The sequence below is a fragment of the Hwanghaeella sp. genome (assembly GCF_965227365.1).
Taxonomy (GTDB): Bacteria; Pseudomonadota; Alphaproteobacteria; order UBA8366; family Aestuariispiraceae; genus Hwanghaeella.
In genome coordinates this window covers 1,005,353-1,018,214 of record NZ_OZ245754.1, presented here as the reverse complement: position 1 = coordinate 1,018,214, position 12,862 = coordinate 1,005,353, and the positions used below count along the sequence as shown (strand labels likewise).

Annotated in this window: 11 protein-coding genes; 9 read left to right on the top strand and 2 right to left on the bottom strand. The window is 59.2% G+C overall.

Features of this window, described 5'->3' with window-relative positions; translation table 11 throughout:
* The first annotated feature begins 11 nt into the window (after positions 1-11).
* From ACQK2G_RS04535 to ACQK2G_RS04515, 5 genes are read left to right on the top strand one after another with little or no spacing between them, the layout of a single operon-like run.
* Entirely contained in the window at positions 12-1,160 is a 1,149-nt protein-coding gene (locus tag ACQK2G_RS04535; RefSeq protein ID WP_425403834.1) for an extracellular solute-binding protein, read from the top strand.
* A gap of 32 nt (positions 1,161-1,192) precedes the next feature.
* Positions 1,193-2,041, top strand: a complete 849-nt coding sequence (locus tag ACQK2G_RS04530) for an ABC transporter permease (RefSeq protein WP_425403833.1) — start codon at positions 1,193-1,195, stop codon at positions 2,039-2,041.
* Positions 2,041-2,820 (top strand): ABC transporter permease, encoded by a 780-nt coding sequence (locus ACQK2G_RS04525; protein WP_425403832.1) that lies wholly within the window; start codon positions 2,041-2,043, stop codon positions 2,818-2,820. Before ACQK2G_RS04530 ends, ACQK2G_RS04525 begins: the two co-directional genes overlap by 1 nt.
* 4 nt (positions 2,821-2,824) lie before the next feature.
* Positions 2,825-4,198: an amidohydrolase family protein gene (locus tag ACQK2G_RS04520; protein ID WP_425403831.1), complete on the top strand. Its 1,374-nt coding sequence runs from the start codon at positions 2,825-2,827 to the stop codon at positions 4,196-4,198.
* Between the two features lie 3 nt (positions 4,199-4,201).
* The gene (locus tag ACQK2G_RS04515; RefSeq protein ID WP_425403830.1) at positions 4,202-4,960 is read left to right on the top strand and encodes a DUF1028 domain-containing protein; all 759 of its coding nucleotides are present in this window, start codon (positions 4,202-4,204) and stop codon (positions 4,958-4,960) included.
* A gap of 4 nt (positions 4,961-4,964) precedes the next feature.
* Here ACQK2G_RS04515 and ACQK2G_RS04510 read toward each other — a convergent pair whose 3' ends face one another.
* On the bottom strand, positions 4,965-5,858 hold the full coding sequence (locus tag ACQK2G_RS04510) for a LysR family transcriptional regulator (protein ID WP_425403829.1): 894 nt from the start codon (positions 5,856-5,858) through the stop codon (positions 4,965-4,967).
* Positions 5,859-5,953: 95 nt separating this feature from the next.
* Here ACQK2G_RS04510 and ACQK2G_RS04505 point away from each other — a divergent pair, with 95 nt between their 5' ends.
* Positions 5,954-6,634 carry a DUF1028 domain-containing protein gene (locus tag ACQK2G_RS04505; RefSeq protein ID WP_425403828.1) on the top strand — a complete coding sequence of 227 codons (681 nt, stop codon included), beginning with the start codon at positions 5,954-5,956 and terminating at the stop codon, positions 6,632-6,634.
* A gap of 35 nt (positions 6,635-6,669) precedes the next feature.
* Positions 6,670-7,584, top strand: a complete 915-nt coding sequence (locus tag ACQK2G_RS04500) for an asparaginase (RefSeq protein WP_425403827.1) — start codon at positions 6,670-6,672, stop codon at positions 7,582-7,584.
* Between the two features lie 261 nt (positions 7,585-7,845).
* Here the strand turns inward: ACQK2G_RS04500 and ACQK2G_RS04495 are convergent, their stop codons facing one another.
* Positions 7,846-9,891: a glycosyltransferase gene (locus tag ACQK2G_RS04495; protein ID WP_425403826.1), complete on the bottom strand. Its 2,046-nt coding sequence runs from the start codon at positions 9,889-9,891 to the stop codon at positions 7,846-7,848.
* Positions 9,892-10,407: 516 nt separating this feature from the next.
* Between ACQK2G_RS04495 and ACQK2G_RS04490 the strand changes: the two genes are divergently transcribed.
* Both ACQK2G_RS04490 and ACQK2G_RS04485 read left to right on the top strand, forming a co-directional pair.
* Positions 10,408-11,043, top strand: coding sequence for a hypothetical protein (locus ACQK2G_RS04490; protein WP_425403825.1), 636 nt, complete (start codon positions 10,408-10,410; stop codon positions 11,041-11,043).
* Positions 11,044-11,065: 22 nt separating this feature from the next.
* Entirely contained in the window at positions 11,066-12,739 is a 1,674-nt protein-coding gene (locus tag ACQK2G_RS04485; RefSeq protein WP_425403824.1) for a methyl-accepting chemotaxis protein, read from the top strand.
* Positions 12,740-12,862: the final 123 nt, after the last annotated feature.

Sequence of the window (12,862 nt, the reverse complement as noted above, 5' to 3'; positions counted from 1 at the left end):
GGAGAAGATCAGTGACGGAAAAAAAATTCGACAACATCAGCGAAGATACAGCCTTCAAGCGCGATCTCGGCGAGATCGCCATGGCTAAATTCAGAGACGGCAAGATCGACCGGCGGTCGGTCCTGGGCCTGCTTGGCGCTTTGGGCGTGATTCCGATTATGGGTAATGATGCCTTCGCCGCGCCCAGCGAGTTGGTTCTGGTCAACTGGGGCGGAAAGGCCGCCGAGTATCTCCAAGAGATCATGGGCGACACCTATACCGAAAAAACCGGGATCAAGACGGTCGTCGACGGCAGCGGCCCGTCGGCCGGTAAGATTCGTGCCATGGTCGAAAGCGGAGCGGTGGTCTGGGATGTCTGCGACAGTGGTCCCGGCTCAGCCATCATCATGGGCAAGCAAGGTGTGGCCCAACCCATCGACTACTCGATCGTGGACAAATCCAAGGTCATCGATGGCTTTACATGGGAACATGGTGTCGCGAACTACACCTACAGCTACAGCCTGTGCTGCAATCCGACCATGCTCGACGCGGTGCCGGAGACCTGGGCTGACGTGTGGAACGTCAAAGATTTCCCAGGCAAGCGGACATTCCGTAAATCGGTTCGCGGAATGCTGGAGACCGCGGCGATGGCGATGGGGGCGGCACCGGCCGATGTCTATGAATTCCTTGGCGACAAAGCCGGCATCAAAGCGGCGGTCGAGAAGTTCCGTGAAATCCGCGAACACGTGATTGTCTGGCCGTCGGGTTCGATGAGCCAGCAATTGTTCCTCCAGAAGGAAGTCTCGATTGGCTGCATCTGGAGTACCCGCGCGCATCTCCTGAAAGATGAAATGCCCGAAGGCAGCTTCACCAGCTCATTCAACGGCGGGGTATTGTCGCCGGGTGCATGGGTCGTTCCGGTCAACAATCCGGCCGGCGCGGACGAAGCCATGAAGTTCCTGGCGCACACCCAGGATCCGGATCTGCAGATCAAATGGCTGGATGCTATGGGCGTGGGTCCGGCGAATCCGGCGGCTGCGGACAAGGTGCCTGAATCGTTGAAGAAGTGGAATCCGTCCTCGCCGGAAAACCTGGCGACGCAAACGGTCTACAACGATGCCTGGTACGCGGAGAATCAGGTTTGGGCAGAAGAACTCTACGTCGACGCCCTGATCAACTGATCGTCAATCAATTAGAATTGGGTAAAACGAGCATGGCCGCTAGATTTTTGACAGACAAGAGGCGCTACTGGCTTCTGATCCTGCCTGCGCTGGCGGTCATGCTCGTCTTCTACATTTGGCCGCTGGTCGATATTTTCGCGATCAGCGTTACGGAGCCGAAGATCGGTGTCGAAAACTATGCCGACATGTTCGACAGTCGGCCGATCCGTAAGAGTTTCTTTATTACATTCTGGATATCGGCGGTGACCACGGTCGGATGTCTGACCTTTGGCTACATCGTCTCCTATGCAATCTACAACGCCAATCACCGCTTCGTGGGATTGATGATCGCGTTGGTTCTGCTGCCGTTTTGGCTTTCGGTACTGGTGCGGAGTTTTTCATGGATCGTTCTTCTAGGCCGCAGCGGTGTTGTGAACGAGAGCCTGCGGGGCATTGGTCTGATCGATGAACCATTGGCTCTCATGCATAACGAGTTCGGCGTCATCGTGGCGATGATCCATGTCATGCTGCCCTTCGCCATTCTGCCGATCATGGCGAATATGAAAGGGATAAACCCGGCCTATGTCGATGCCGCGCGCGGCCTCGGTGCGTCGGAGTTCAAGGCATTCCTGGCGGTGTACTTTCCACAGACCCTTCCCGGCGTGCTGTCCGGCGCGCTTCTGGTCTTCGTTCTGTCGCTTGGTTTCTATATCACGCCGGCGCTGCTGGGCGGCGGCCGGGTTTTGATGATTTCGGAGTATATCACGTACCAGATTCAGGAGTTTCTGAACTGGGGGCTGGGCACGGCACTTTCCGTGGCGCTGCTGGTCGCGACCGCGACTGTGATCCTGGCCGCCAGCCGGTTCGTGGACCTTCGACGCACATTGCTGGAGCGTGGCTGATGCAGGCGCGATTGCACTTTCGACTTATCATGCAGACGGGCGCATGGTTCGTCCTCGCCTTCCTGTTGTTGCCGCTTCTGGTGATTATTCCTGTCTCGCTCACGGGGAACGAATATATTTCACTGCCGTCCGATGGGCTTTCCTTCATCCACTACGAGAACTACTTCACGAATCCCAAATGGCTGGCGGCGACGTGGACGAGCATATGGGTCGCCGTTACGGTGGCTGCCGTCGCAACAGTCTTGGGCAGTGCATTCGCGATCGGCTGTTGGCTCCTATCGGATTTTTGGGCAATGGTCGCTCGATGGGTTCTGATCACCCCGATCCTGGTACCGCCGGTCGTCCAGTCACTCGGTTTCTACCGGTTCTGGGTCGATCTGGGACTTATTGACAGCCATCTCGGCGTGATCCTCGCGCATACTTTGCTGGCCCTGCCCTATGTATCGATCACGGTATTCGCGGCACTGGCGAACCTGGATCGGCGCATTGTCCAAGCGGCCCGCGGACTGGGTGCCTCGGTCTGGCTGACGGTTGTTTCGATCATCGCACCGGCGGCCCGGCCCGGGATGATCGCCGGCGCCGTCTTCGCCTTTATTGTTTCCTTCGACGAAATCGTCGGCGTCCTCTTCATCACGGTGAGAAATGTTCAAACCCTGCCGAAATTGATCTGGCAGGGCATTCAAGAAAGTGTCGATCCGACGATTGCGGCGGTGGCGACAATTCTGACAGTCGTGACCATTGCGATCATGCTGTCGATTTCCTGGACCCGAAAGCGGTGACGGCATGAGTGGGTATCTATTCGAAAACGCACATTATCTGGCGCTGTCGCCTGCCGGCCTGCCGGAACTGCGCCGCGGCACCATCGCGGTCGAGAAAGACCGTATTGTCGCCATTCAGGAGGAACCGCTCAACGGAACGGACTTTGAATCCTTCGAGCGGATCGACACGTCCCGAAAAGTTATCGCCCCCGGGTTGATCAACGCCCACACGCATTCGGTCCTTATGGTGCTGCGCGGGACCGTCGAGGATATCGAGGGCAATCTGGTCTACCAGTACATGGTCCCCGCGAGCTATCTGCTGGAACCTGCGGAACGTGCCGCAATCGCGGAATTCGCGTGCCTCGAGGCAATCCGTTGCGGTACGACCACAATGGTCGACCCGTTGCGCCACGTCGCGGACTATGCCCAGGCAATGGCCGACAGTGGCATGCGGCTCTATCTCTGCGAAAGCGCCGCGGACGCGGTGACGACCAAAGTGAGCCGCGAAGGCTATGTGTTCGACCGCGATTGGGGCACGACCTTTCTTGACCGGACCCATGCGCTGATCGAGAAGTTTCATGGTGCGGAGGATGGGCGCGTTCAGGCCATGATAGCGGCTCACGCGCCCGATAACTGCTCACCCTGGATGCTCGCCGAGTTGAGAAAACTCGCCGCAGCCCACAATCTACGCCGCACGGTGCATCTGAGCCAGATCATCTCCGAGGTAAAACAGGTCGAAGCGTTGCATGGCATGACCTCGACGGAGTATCTGCGCGAGAACGACTGGCTCGGAAGCGACCTGTTGGCCGTGCATTGGACTTTCTGCACCGAGAGCGACGTCGAGATCCTGGCGGCCCATGATGTGCACTTCATACACAGTCCGGCGAGCATGTCCGCAAAAGGACCGCATAAGCTGCCGATCAAGGCAATCCTGGAGTCCGGTATAAACATCGCGCTTGCTACCGACAACATGACGACGGACATGTTCCAGTCGATGAAAATGGCGTTGGTCATTCACCGCGGCGCCTACGGGCGCTCGGTGATGCCAGGACCGGGAAACGTCTTCAACTACGCGACCGTGAACGCCGCCAAGGCGCTGGACCGTCCGGACCTCGGCCATATTTCGGTCGGCGCGAAGGCCGATCTCGCGCTGTACGACATGAGCACGCCTGTGTTGGTTCCACGTATTTCCCTGGTGTCAAACATTGTCCACTACGGGCATCCCGGCATCGTGACGGACACCATGGTCGACGGCCGCTTCCTGATGCGCGACGGACAAGTCCTGTCGATGGACGAACGCGCCGTGGTCGATAAGGCCCAAAGCGTCACGGATGCCATGTGGTCGCGGTTCCGGGAGCGGGAGCGCGACGTCGAAATGCCTCACGCAGACAGAGTATAGACTATGACCTATTCCATGATCGGACGTTGTCCGGATACCGGATCCTTCGGTGGGGTTATCGGAACCTCGGCACTCGCGGTTGGCAACCGGTGCCTCAAAGTGGTGCACCGGCGCGGTGCCTTCCTCAGTCAGCACAGAACGGATAGCCGCCTGGCGGAAATGGGCATAGATCTTCTCGCTCAAGGGAACTCTGCGCCTGACGCGATCGACCGAGTCGCGGCCAGCCAGGATACCATCGACTGGCGCCAGCTCGCGGCACTGGATCAACACGGCCGCACCGCCGTTTTCCACGGTAGAATGATGTATTCGATCTATAATGGAACGGAAGGACGGGATTGCGTCGCGATCGGCAATATTCTGGCGACGCCGGACGTCACCGACGCGATGGTGGCGGCGTTCGAAGCAGCTGCCGGAGAACCCTTGGCGGAGAGACTGTTGCGCGGTCTGGAAGCCGGCCGCGAAGCAGGGGGAGAGATCGTCGAGCCGGTGCGGTCCGCCGCGCTTTTAGTGAGTGGCGGGGATGGTGTTACGCAGTTCGATTTGAGGGTTGATCGATCTGAAGAAGCGGTTCAGGCGCTCAGGGACCTCTTTGTCGCCTATGGACAGCAGCACAATTTTCTTCGATCGGTTGCGCTTACACCCGACGACGTTCCAGTTTCCCGCGGTCTGTTCCAAGCGTCGATTACACGGATCCGGGAACTTGGGCTGGAAGACAGCTTTCCGACGGAAGCCAGGCAAAGCGAATGGAAGCTACGCGACTGAACCGTCAATCGATCGGTTTCTCCAAGTAGTTCCTGAAAAAGCCCAGAAAGGTTGTCGCGACCTGGGAGGTCGGAAAGGCTTTCGGCGTCAGCGAAAAAATCCGGATGGGCAGAACCGGATCCGTCTCTTTTACTTCAACCCGTATCTCCGACCGCCCGATCAGCGCAAAATTGTCGATCAACGCCGGCCCCAACCCACCGGCCGCCATCTCCAGGGCGGTTGCCGTGTGGCGGACTTCGCAGGCATATCGCCGTTCCAACCCTTGCCGCGAAAAGACACCGTCAATCAACTGTCCCAGCGGCGTGAGTGCCGAATAGGAAATCGACGGGACCGCATTCAAGTCGATGATCCTTACCTTTTTCAACGTCGTGAAAGGATGGTCATGCGGGATCACGCATACCAGCCGACCGTCGGCAACCGGCGCAACAGAGACCGAAGGGTGGCGGGCCGTTGTGATGGAGAAACCGAGTTCGGCGCGCCCGCTGGAGATCATGTCCGTTATTTCATCGATTGATCCCAGTTCGAGCGACAGGCGAAGTTTCGGCCGTTCCCGGGCAAAGGCCGCCATCGCCTTGGACAGCACGCCCAAACCCAGGCTGGGCGAAGCGACAACCGTCAGGCTGCCGGTCGCCCCTTCCCGCAGTTCCTCGACAATCACGCGGATACGCTGCTGTTGCATGAACAGGTGCTTCGCCTCGTTGGCGAGATGCCGCGCTTCAGGCGTTGCGATCAGACGTCCGCGGTCCCGCTTGAACAATCGCAGGCCGGTGATGCTCTCCGTATGACGAAGCATATTGCTGACGGCAGGTTGGGATACGTTCAGAAGTTCGGCCGCGCGGGCCGTGGTGCCGACTTCGATGACGGTGCTCAAAACCTCCAATTGCCGCGCGTTAATCATTAACCTCACCTTATAGCTGGACCCGTAATTTTTATTCATAATCTTATCGCTGTCGACGTATTCTTTCCTTCCAATTCCTGGTGGAGACTCCTGAAATGACCTTCGCGATCGGCGGTATCTGCAGACAGACCGGCCAATTGGGCTGTGCGGTTACAACATCCAGCGTTTGCGTTGGTGCGCGTTGCGGTCGTGTCGGTAAGGACTGCGTGGTGTTTTCCCAAGCCAGAACGGACCCGACGCTACATGGCGTGGGACTCGCGGCACATGCACAATCCGGCAACCCTGAAACGGCATTGTGGGCCATGCGGGATGCGGCTGTTGCGGTTCATTGGCGTCAATTGGGGGTCTTGGATCGATCCGGAAAGGCTGCCCACTATACCGGGGCTTCATGTCTGCCCACATGCGGTGCAACGGTCGGGAAGGACTGCCTTGCGATTGGGAATTATCTCACGAATGCAAAGGTCCTTCCGGCGATGATCGCCGGTTTTGAGGAGACCGAAGGTCCCCTGGCCGCACGCCTGATCGCCGCGCTCGAAGCAGGTCTCGCCGCGGGAGGCGAACTGGATCCACTCCAATCTGCCGCGCTGCTTGTTTACGGCGAGCACGACTTCGCCTATGCGGACCTCCGGGTCGACAAGAGCGCTACACCGATCGAGCACTTGAACGATCTTTGGAAGGACTGGGAACCAAAGGCCGACAGCTATGTGATACGGACCCTGGATCCCGACGCCGCCGTCCCGTCCTTCCTCGTAGAAGGGCACAGGCAAGGGGAATAACCACCTTCAGCGGCCTGAGGGGGGCTGATCCAAAATTGGTCGGAAACCACATCGTGATCGGGCTGGGCGGCACTATTTCCCTGGCCATGGGCGAAGGCCGGGCCGTTTCCCGTGCCAACATAGCAGAGTTGCTGACAGATTCAGCCGTCGGCGACCTCAAGGGCACCTGGTCGTCGACGCAGCTCATGACGGTGAACAGCGCCGATATCACTCCCCTCGACATCGTCTCAGTTGCTCAGTTCATCGCCGGGGAGACCATGGGCGCGCAGGGAGTCGTCGTAACGACCGGCACCGACACCCTGGAGGAAGTCGCCTATGGTCTGTCACTCATTCTCGGGAAATCGGCGAATGTGATTGTCACAGGGGCGATGCGCCCGCCCTTTGCGCCAGACTTCGACGGAACCCGAAACCTTCGTTTCGCCGCCGGCCTCATTGAAGAACGCGCGCAACGTGGTGAGAGAGGCGTCTTGATCGCGATCGGTGGTTCGGTCCTGCCCCCCGCCCGCACGATCAAGACCAGTACGCATAGTCTAAATGCCTTCTCCGCCTGTCCGGGCCGGGATAAAGACAGGGACGCTGCCGCCGGGCCGATTGATTTCTCGTCCATCTCCTGGCGTGAACTCAACATTCCGATCCTGTCGATGGCGACGGGATACAGGTTCGATCCGGCAATATTAGAAGGCACGGACGGGCTTGTTGTTGCCTGCCCTGGTTACGCGTCCCTGTCGAGCTCGCTGTTCACCGCCTTGGCGGAATGGATCAATCGGACCGGCTTGCCCGTGGTTTTGGCCTCTCGCTGCCATGACAGCGGGGCGGATCTCAATCACATCTATCCGGGCTATGTCGACCGTGCGGAAGACGCGGGTTTCCACGTTCGCGACTTCTTGGGCCTTTCGCCCGAAAAGGCACGCCTGAGGCTCTTGTTCAGGATGAACGGGGTCGCCCCATGAATGCGCGCCCCCGGATCGCTCGAGCGGACAAAGGCAGCGAACTCACCCCATTACCATTATTATATGCCCCGTCGATTTTAGGTGAAGCAGCCTCGACGCAAACGCCAAGGTAAGATCTTGAAGAAAACCTGCAGCCTTCCAATGAAACCGGTTCAGAGTTTGGGCCGACCACCGTTACTTCGCGCCGCAGGCTTTATCGATGCAATCCCAGGCACGACCAGCATTGCATCCGTAAAGAACTGACGTCCCATAGTGCCTATATCAACACGGCCTGTCGCCGAAGGCGCCGGTCAGGAACAGGCGGCGGAACTCCTCGCGGCTGGCTTCGATGGAAAAATCCTTCTCGATCCGCTCCCGCGCCTGTCGGCCGAGGTTCCGCCGCAGGGCCGGGTCGTCCCGCAGGCGGGCGATCGCTTCCTCGAGTGCAGCCTTGTCATCGGGCGGGATCACGATGCCGGTTTTCGCGACCAGGTGTTTGGAATCACCGATATCGGTCGCGATGACGGGAACCGCACAGGACATCGCCTCACCGATCGAATTGGACATGCCCTCGCCGAAGGATGAGCAGGAGACCAGCACGTCGAACCCGCACATGATTTGCGGAATATCGTTTCGCAGGCCGAGCGCGATGAGGTTGTCCTGTTCCGGCAGTTCATCCGTCTCAAGTCCGACCGCGACGCAAACCACCCCCGGCATGTCTTTCACCGCACCAAGCAGAAGAGGATAATTCTTCATCGGATCGTTTCGGGCGACGACGCCGACGGCCAGAACATCGTCCTGAATATTCAACTCGGCCCGCATCCTGGCGCGCTCAGCGTCGGACGGCGCGAAACGCGTCGTGTCGAAACCGTTATGGATGACGGCGAACCGGGAACGGCGGAAACCGAGCGCAATATGATCCGAACGCCCCTGGAAGGAATTCGCGACGATCAGGTCGGGAAAAGTACTGAGATGGCGGGATAGCCCGACGACCAGCCGCAACTGTCGTCCGTAATGCTCCAATTGCATGAGGGAACACCGAATGCCCCAGATCAGACTGGTGCGGCGGCCCTCGCCCGACAGCAGGCGGGCAAAGAAGGCAAAGACGTTCGAATGGTACATCCAGCCCGAGATGATGTCGGGTTTGGTGCTTCGGATGAGCTTCGAAATCGTGATCAGGCCTTCCAGGGCCGACCGGACGTTCTTTACGCTCAATATCGTGCATTCGACATCCGCTGCCCTGAGGGTTGGCGCGTAGAAATCGTCTTTCTTCAAACTGATTACATGATGTTCGAGCTCTTCCGACTGCGTGCCGACGACGACGTTGGTCAGCATGCGTTCGGCGCCGCCGGGCCCCAGACTGTTGATGATGTGGAGCACGCGCGTCTTGTTCGACGACACACGAACCGGTGGGGTAGAACAAAACCGCTTGAGGCCATTCCAATAGAACCGGAAATCACGGAAGGGCCACGCGATCAGGGCAAGCACGCCGTAGAAGATCAACCCCGGATATTTGCCGTCATGCCAATAGGCCGCGCATTTCTCCAGCTGAATCGTTGATACGAAACGCATGTAGATTGAGAACGATATGTCACGGAAGCGTTTTCCATGCGCTGCCAGGAGTTGATTGGAGGACGCCTTGACCCGGTCCGCATCGGGCCGCGTGCCGACATTGATGCGGCACAGGCATTGATCGACTGCCGCAATCTGATGGGCCTGCACGAAGCGGATCAGCCATTCCCAATCCTCGAATCTCGAGAAACTTTCATCGAACTCGCCCGTTTCCAGGAAGGCCTCTCTGCTTACGACCAGCGTGGACCCCGGGCTCAGATCGCATCCCCAGACCAGACGTTCCAGGCCGAGCGCCGGTTGCGGCATGCGCACGTCTTCGTAGTCGAAAGCGCCGCCGTTTTCCTTGTGGATCAGAAATCCGCATGTAACGGCGCTGATCGGCTTTTGCGATTGCGCCGCTTCGGCAAGGACTTCCATCTGACGTTCGAGTTTTTCCGGAAACCACTCGTCATCTGAATCCAGGAACGCGATGTAGTCGCCGGTCGCCGCCCGGATACCGGTGTTCCGCGCGGCGCCGGCGCCGCCATTGCGCTCACGGCGTATGACTTTCAAACGGTCATCCGAAATCGAGGCAAGACTGCCGTCAATAGGCACGGTCGAACAATCGTCGACGACGATGACTTCGATATTGGCATAGGTCTGCGCCAACGCGCTGCGGACGGCATCCGCCAGGATCTCATTGCGATTGTAGACGGGAATAACAACGCTGACGGTGCAGCTGTGCCGCCCTTCATCACCCTGCATCGAAGAACTCATTCTATCTGCAATTCTTGTCGTTCGGCTTTGCGTTGCCAATGGAGGGGGGAGTATTCACCGGCCGCCCTCAAGTCTATGCGCCATGACAGGCCCGGATTGCAACGAAAAGCGTGCCTTTGCCCGGCAAAACGACGGTACGGCAGAGCAGCCGCCGATCCGCTCCTCCCGCGTTCGGAAACATCATCTCGGGCGCGGTCCGCTGGCATCGCCCGCTTCTCGGAATGTCAGCAAGCGCGGAAGGTTTGTGCCTCCTCCTCCGTCCTGCCGAATGTGGTCACCAATAAACCGGAGAGCGGACAGGGACGTAACTACAAAGCCCTTCTGTACAGATTTGGCGGCAAAGGGAAATCGGTAACACTATACTTCAATTAGAGTAATTTTATGAAAATATTAACCATATCGGTATAATCGGTTGAATGTCGCGGCCTCGAGCCGCCATGCGGGCAAGACGGTCGACAAGACCGCTGCCGAAATCCGCCTACTGAATTTGTCGGATACAGCGGTGAGGAAATGACAATGTTCAAAACTGCTTCCAGATTTGTTGCCGGCGCGGCGCTCATGGCGAGTATGGTGTGGATGACGCCGGTCCATGCCGCAGACCCCGAACCGCTCTCCATGTCGGTCGGAGAGCTGGTTACGGACGGCTTCATCGCGGATGTCCGAAAATGGGCAACCGCGCCAATCGTCGTCTCCGCGCTGACGGGGCGCAAGAACCTGTATGGAAAGCTCCCTCAGGAAGACATCGACCTGCTGGACAAGCAGTGGCGTGCGGAACGGGAAGTCGACGATCAGCCGTTGATCACTTCGGTTCTCGCCAATCCTTTGTCTTCCTATCTGATCCGTATCCAGTCGAACTCGGTCGGGCTTTTCACCGAGATTTTCGTGATGGACACGAACGGTCTCAACACCGGGCAAAGCGCGGTCACCAGCGACTATTGGCAAGGTGACGAAGGCAAGTTTCAGAAGACCTTCGATGTAGGCCCGAACGCCGTCTTCGTCGACGAAGCGGAGTTCCACGACGGCACGAAAACCTGGCGCGCCCAGTTGAACATGACCGTTACAGACCCCCAGGGCGTCGCTCTCGGCGCCATCACCGTCGAAGTGAATCTCACCGAACTGGAACGCCGCGCCCGTGCCGGCGTTGCGTCCTAAAGGGGGGGCCAAGGCAATGCAGATGTTCAACAATCTTCGCATCGGCCGGAAACTGATCATCGTTTTCGGCCTTCTGATCGCGCTGCTGGTCTTGAGTGCCGCGGCGACGAACTTCTCGGTCCAGCGCGCGGACGACGCCGCGCAGGGAACCGACAGGGTTCAGCACATCCTCGCCGACTTGGACCTGGCCCATGCCGAAGCAAACACACAATTGCTGGTGATCCGCGGTCTGTTGCTGACCGGCGACCGGCAGAACATCGTCGCTTTCGAGGAGAGCGCCACGGCCATGCGGACCATGCTCGACAGCATCCGCACCCGCTTGACCGTTCCCGCGGCGCGTGCGTTGCTGGAGCAGTACGAGGCGCGGACCGCGGAGTGGCAGGCCGTCGCCCGTCAGCAGATCCGATTGATGCGCCAACCGCTGACCGTGGACGAGGCGCGCATCATCGAAGCGAACGGCACCGGACAGCTCTATCTCGAAGACATATCCAAGACGTTCAATGAACTCCAGGTTCTCGGCAATCAGGTTCTGGCCCAATACCGCGCCGACGCGGATCAGTCCTTCCAGATACTGTTGATCGTCGCGTTCGTCGGGTCCCTGGTCGGCATCCTGATCGCGGTGATCGCCTACTTCCTGCTGAACAACAGCATATCCAAGCCGATCATCTCGATCACGGAAACGATGGAGACGATTTCCGCCGGAAATTACGATGCGACGGTTCCCGGCACCGGGCGCGGCGACGAAGTCGGTTCCATGGCCGAAGCGCTGGAGGAATTCCGCAAGAGCCTGATACAGGCCAGGACACTGTCGGAAGAAGCTAATGCCCGCCAGAAGGCGGATCTGGAGCGCGCCGAGCGGATCCGCCAGATCACGCAAGGGTTCGAGACGGATGCGGGCGAAATGACCTCCATCGTCTCCGCCGCATCGACCGAACTGGAACAGACCGCGCAATCCCTGAATCAACTGGCCGACGGGTCCACCCGCCGCGCTGCCGTCGTCGCCTCTTCCTCCGAAGAGACCTCGAGCAGCACGGAGACCGTGGCCACGGCGGCAACCGAACTGTCGGCATCGATCGCGGAAATCACCCAGCAGATGGCCCAGGCCAATACGCTTGCCCGGGAGACGCAGCAACAGGCCCAGGAAACCGAACAGGAAGTCCGCGCCCTGGCCGAGGCGACCGACAAGATCGGCGAGGTCGTGAACCTGATCCGCGATATCTCGGAACAGACCAATCTGCTGGCACTCAATGCGACAATCGAATCCGCCCGCGCCGGCGAGGCCGGCAAGGGTTTCGCCGTCGTGGCGAACGAAGTGAAGGCACTGGCCGGCCAGACGGGCAACGCGACGGAGGAAATCGCCAAACAGATTGCCGACGTGCAGACCCGCACGACCTCGGCGGTCGAGGCGATCTCCCTGATCTCCCGGAAAGTCAGCGATGTTCTGGACGTGGCGGCCGCGGTTGCGGCGGCGACCGAGGAGCAATACTCCGCCACCAATGAAATCTCCCGTAATGTCGAGGAGGTTTCCGGCGCCGCCCGCGAGGTCAGCGAAAACATCGGCGAAGTAAGCTCCGCGGCGGAACAGACCGGGGAGGCCTCGCAGGAACTGTTGTCGACATCGAAGGAATTGTCCAAGCAGGCCGCAAGCCTGAAATCGCGCGTCGAAAAATTCCTTCAGGACATCCGCTCGGCCTGATCCGGTTTCCTATTCGAAACAAACACGGAGCAGCCTGCTCGGCGATCCGGCAAGGGCCCCCTCTACAGGGGCCCTTGTCTATTACGGCGTTCCTACGATCCGCGACCCACACCTGCCCTCCCC

Coding starts and splice junctions, on each gene's coding strand:
- ACQK2G_RS04510 (WP_425403829.1), bottom strand. CDS start 5,858: ATGATTAACGCGCGGCAATTGGAGGTTTTGAGCACCGTCATCGAAGTC.
- ACQK2G_RS04515 (WP_425403830.1), top strand. CDS start 4,202: ATGACCTATTCCATGATCGGACGTTGTCCGGATACCGGATCCTTCGGT.
- ACQK2G_RS04530 (WP_425403833.1), top strand. CDS start 1,193: ATGGCCGCTAGATTTTTGACAGACAAGAGGCGCTACTGGCTTCTGATC.
- ACQK2G_RS04505 (WP_425403828.1), top strand. CDS start 5,954: ATGACCTTCGCGATCGGCGGTATCTGCAGACAGACCGGCCAATTGGGC.
- ACQK2G_RS04495 (WP_425403826.1), bottom strand. CDS start 9,891: ATGAGTTCTTCGATGCAGGGTGATGAAGGGCGGCACAGCTGCACCGTC.
- ACQK2G_RS04520 (WP_425403831.1), top strand. CDS start 2,825: ATGAGTGGGTATCTATTCGAAAACGCACATTATCTGGCGCTGTCGCCT.
- ACQK2G_RS04490 (WP_425403825.1), top strand. CDS start 10,408: ATGTTCAAAACTGCTTCCAGATTTGTTGCCGGCGCGGCGCTCATGGCG.
- ACQK2G_RS04525 (WP_425403832.1), top strand. CDS start 2,041: ATGCAGGCGCGATTGCACTTTCGACTTATCATGCAGACGGGCGCATGG.
- ACQK2G_RS04485 (WP_425403824.1), top strand. CDS start 11,066: ATGTTCAACAATCTTCGCATCGGCCGGAAACTGATCATCGTTTTCGGC.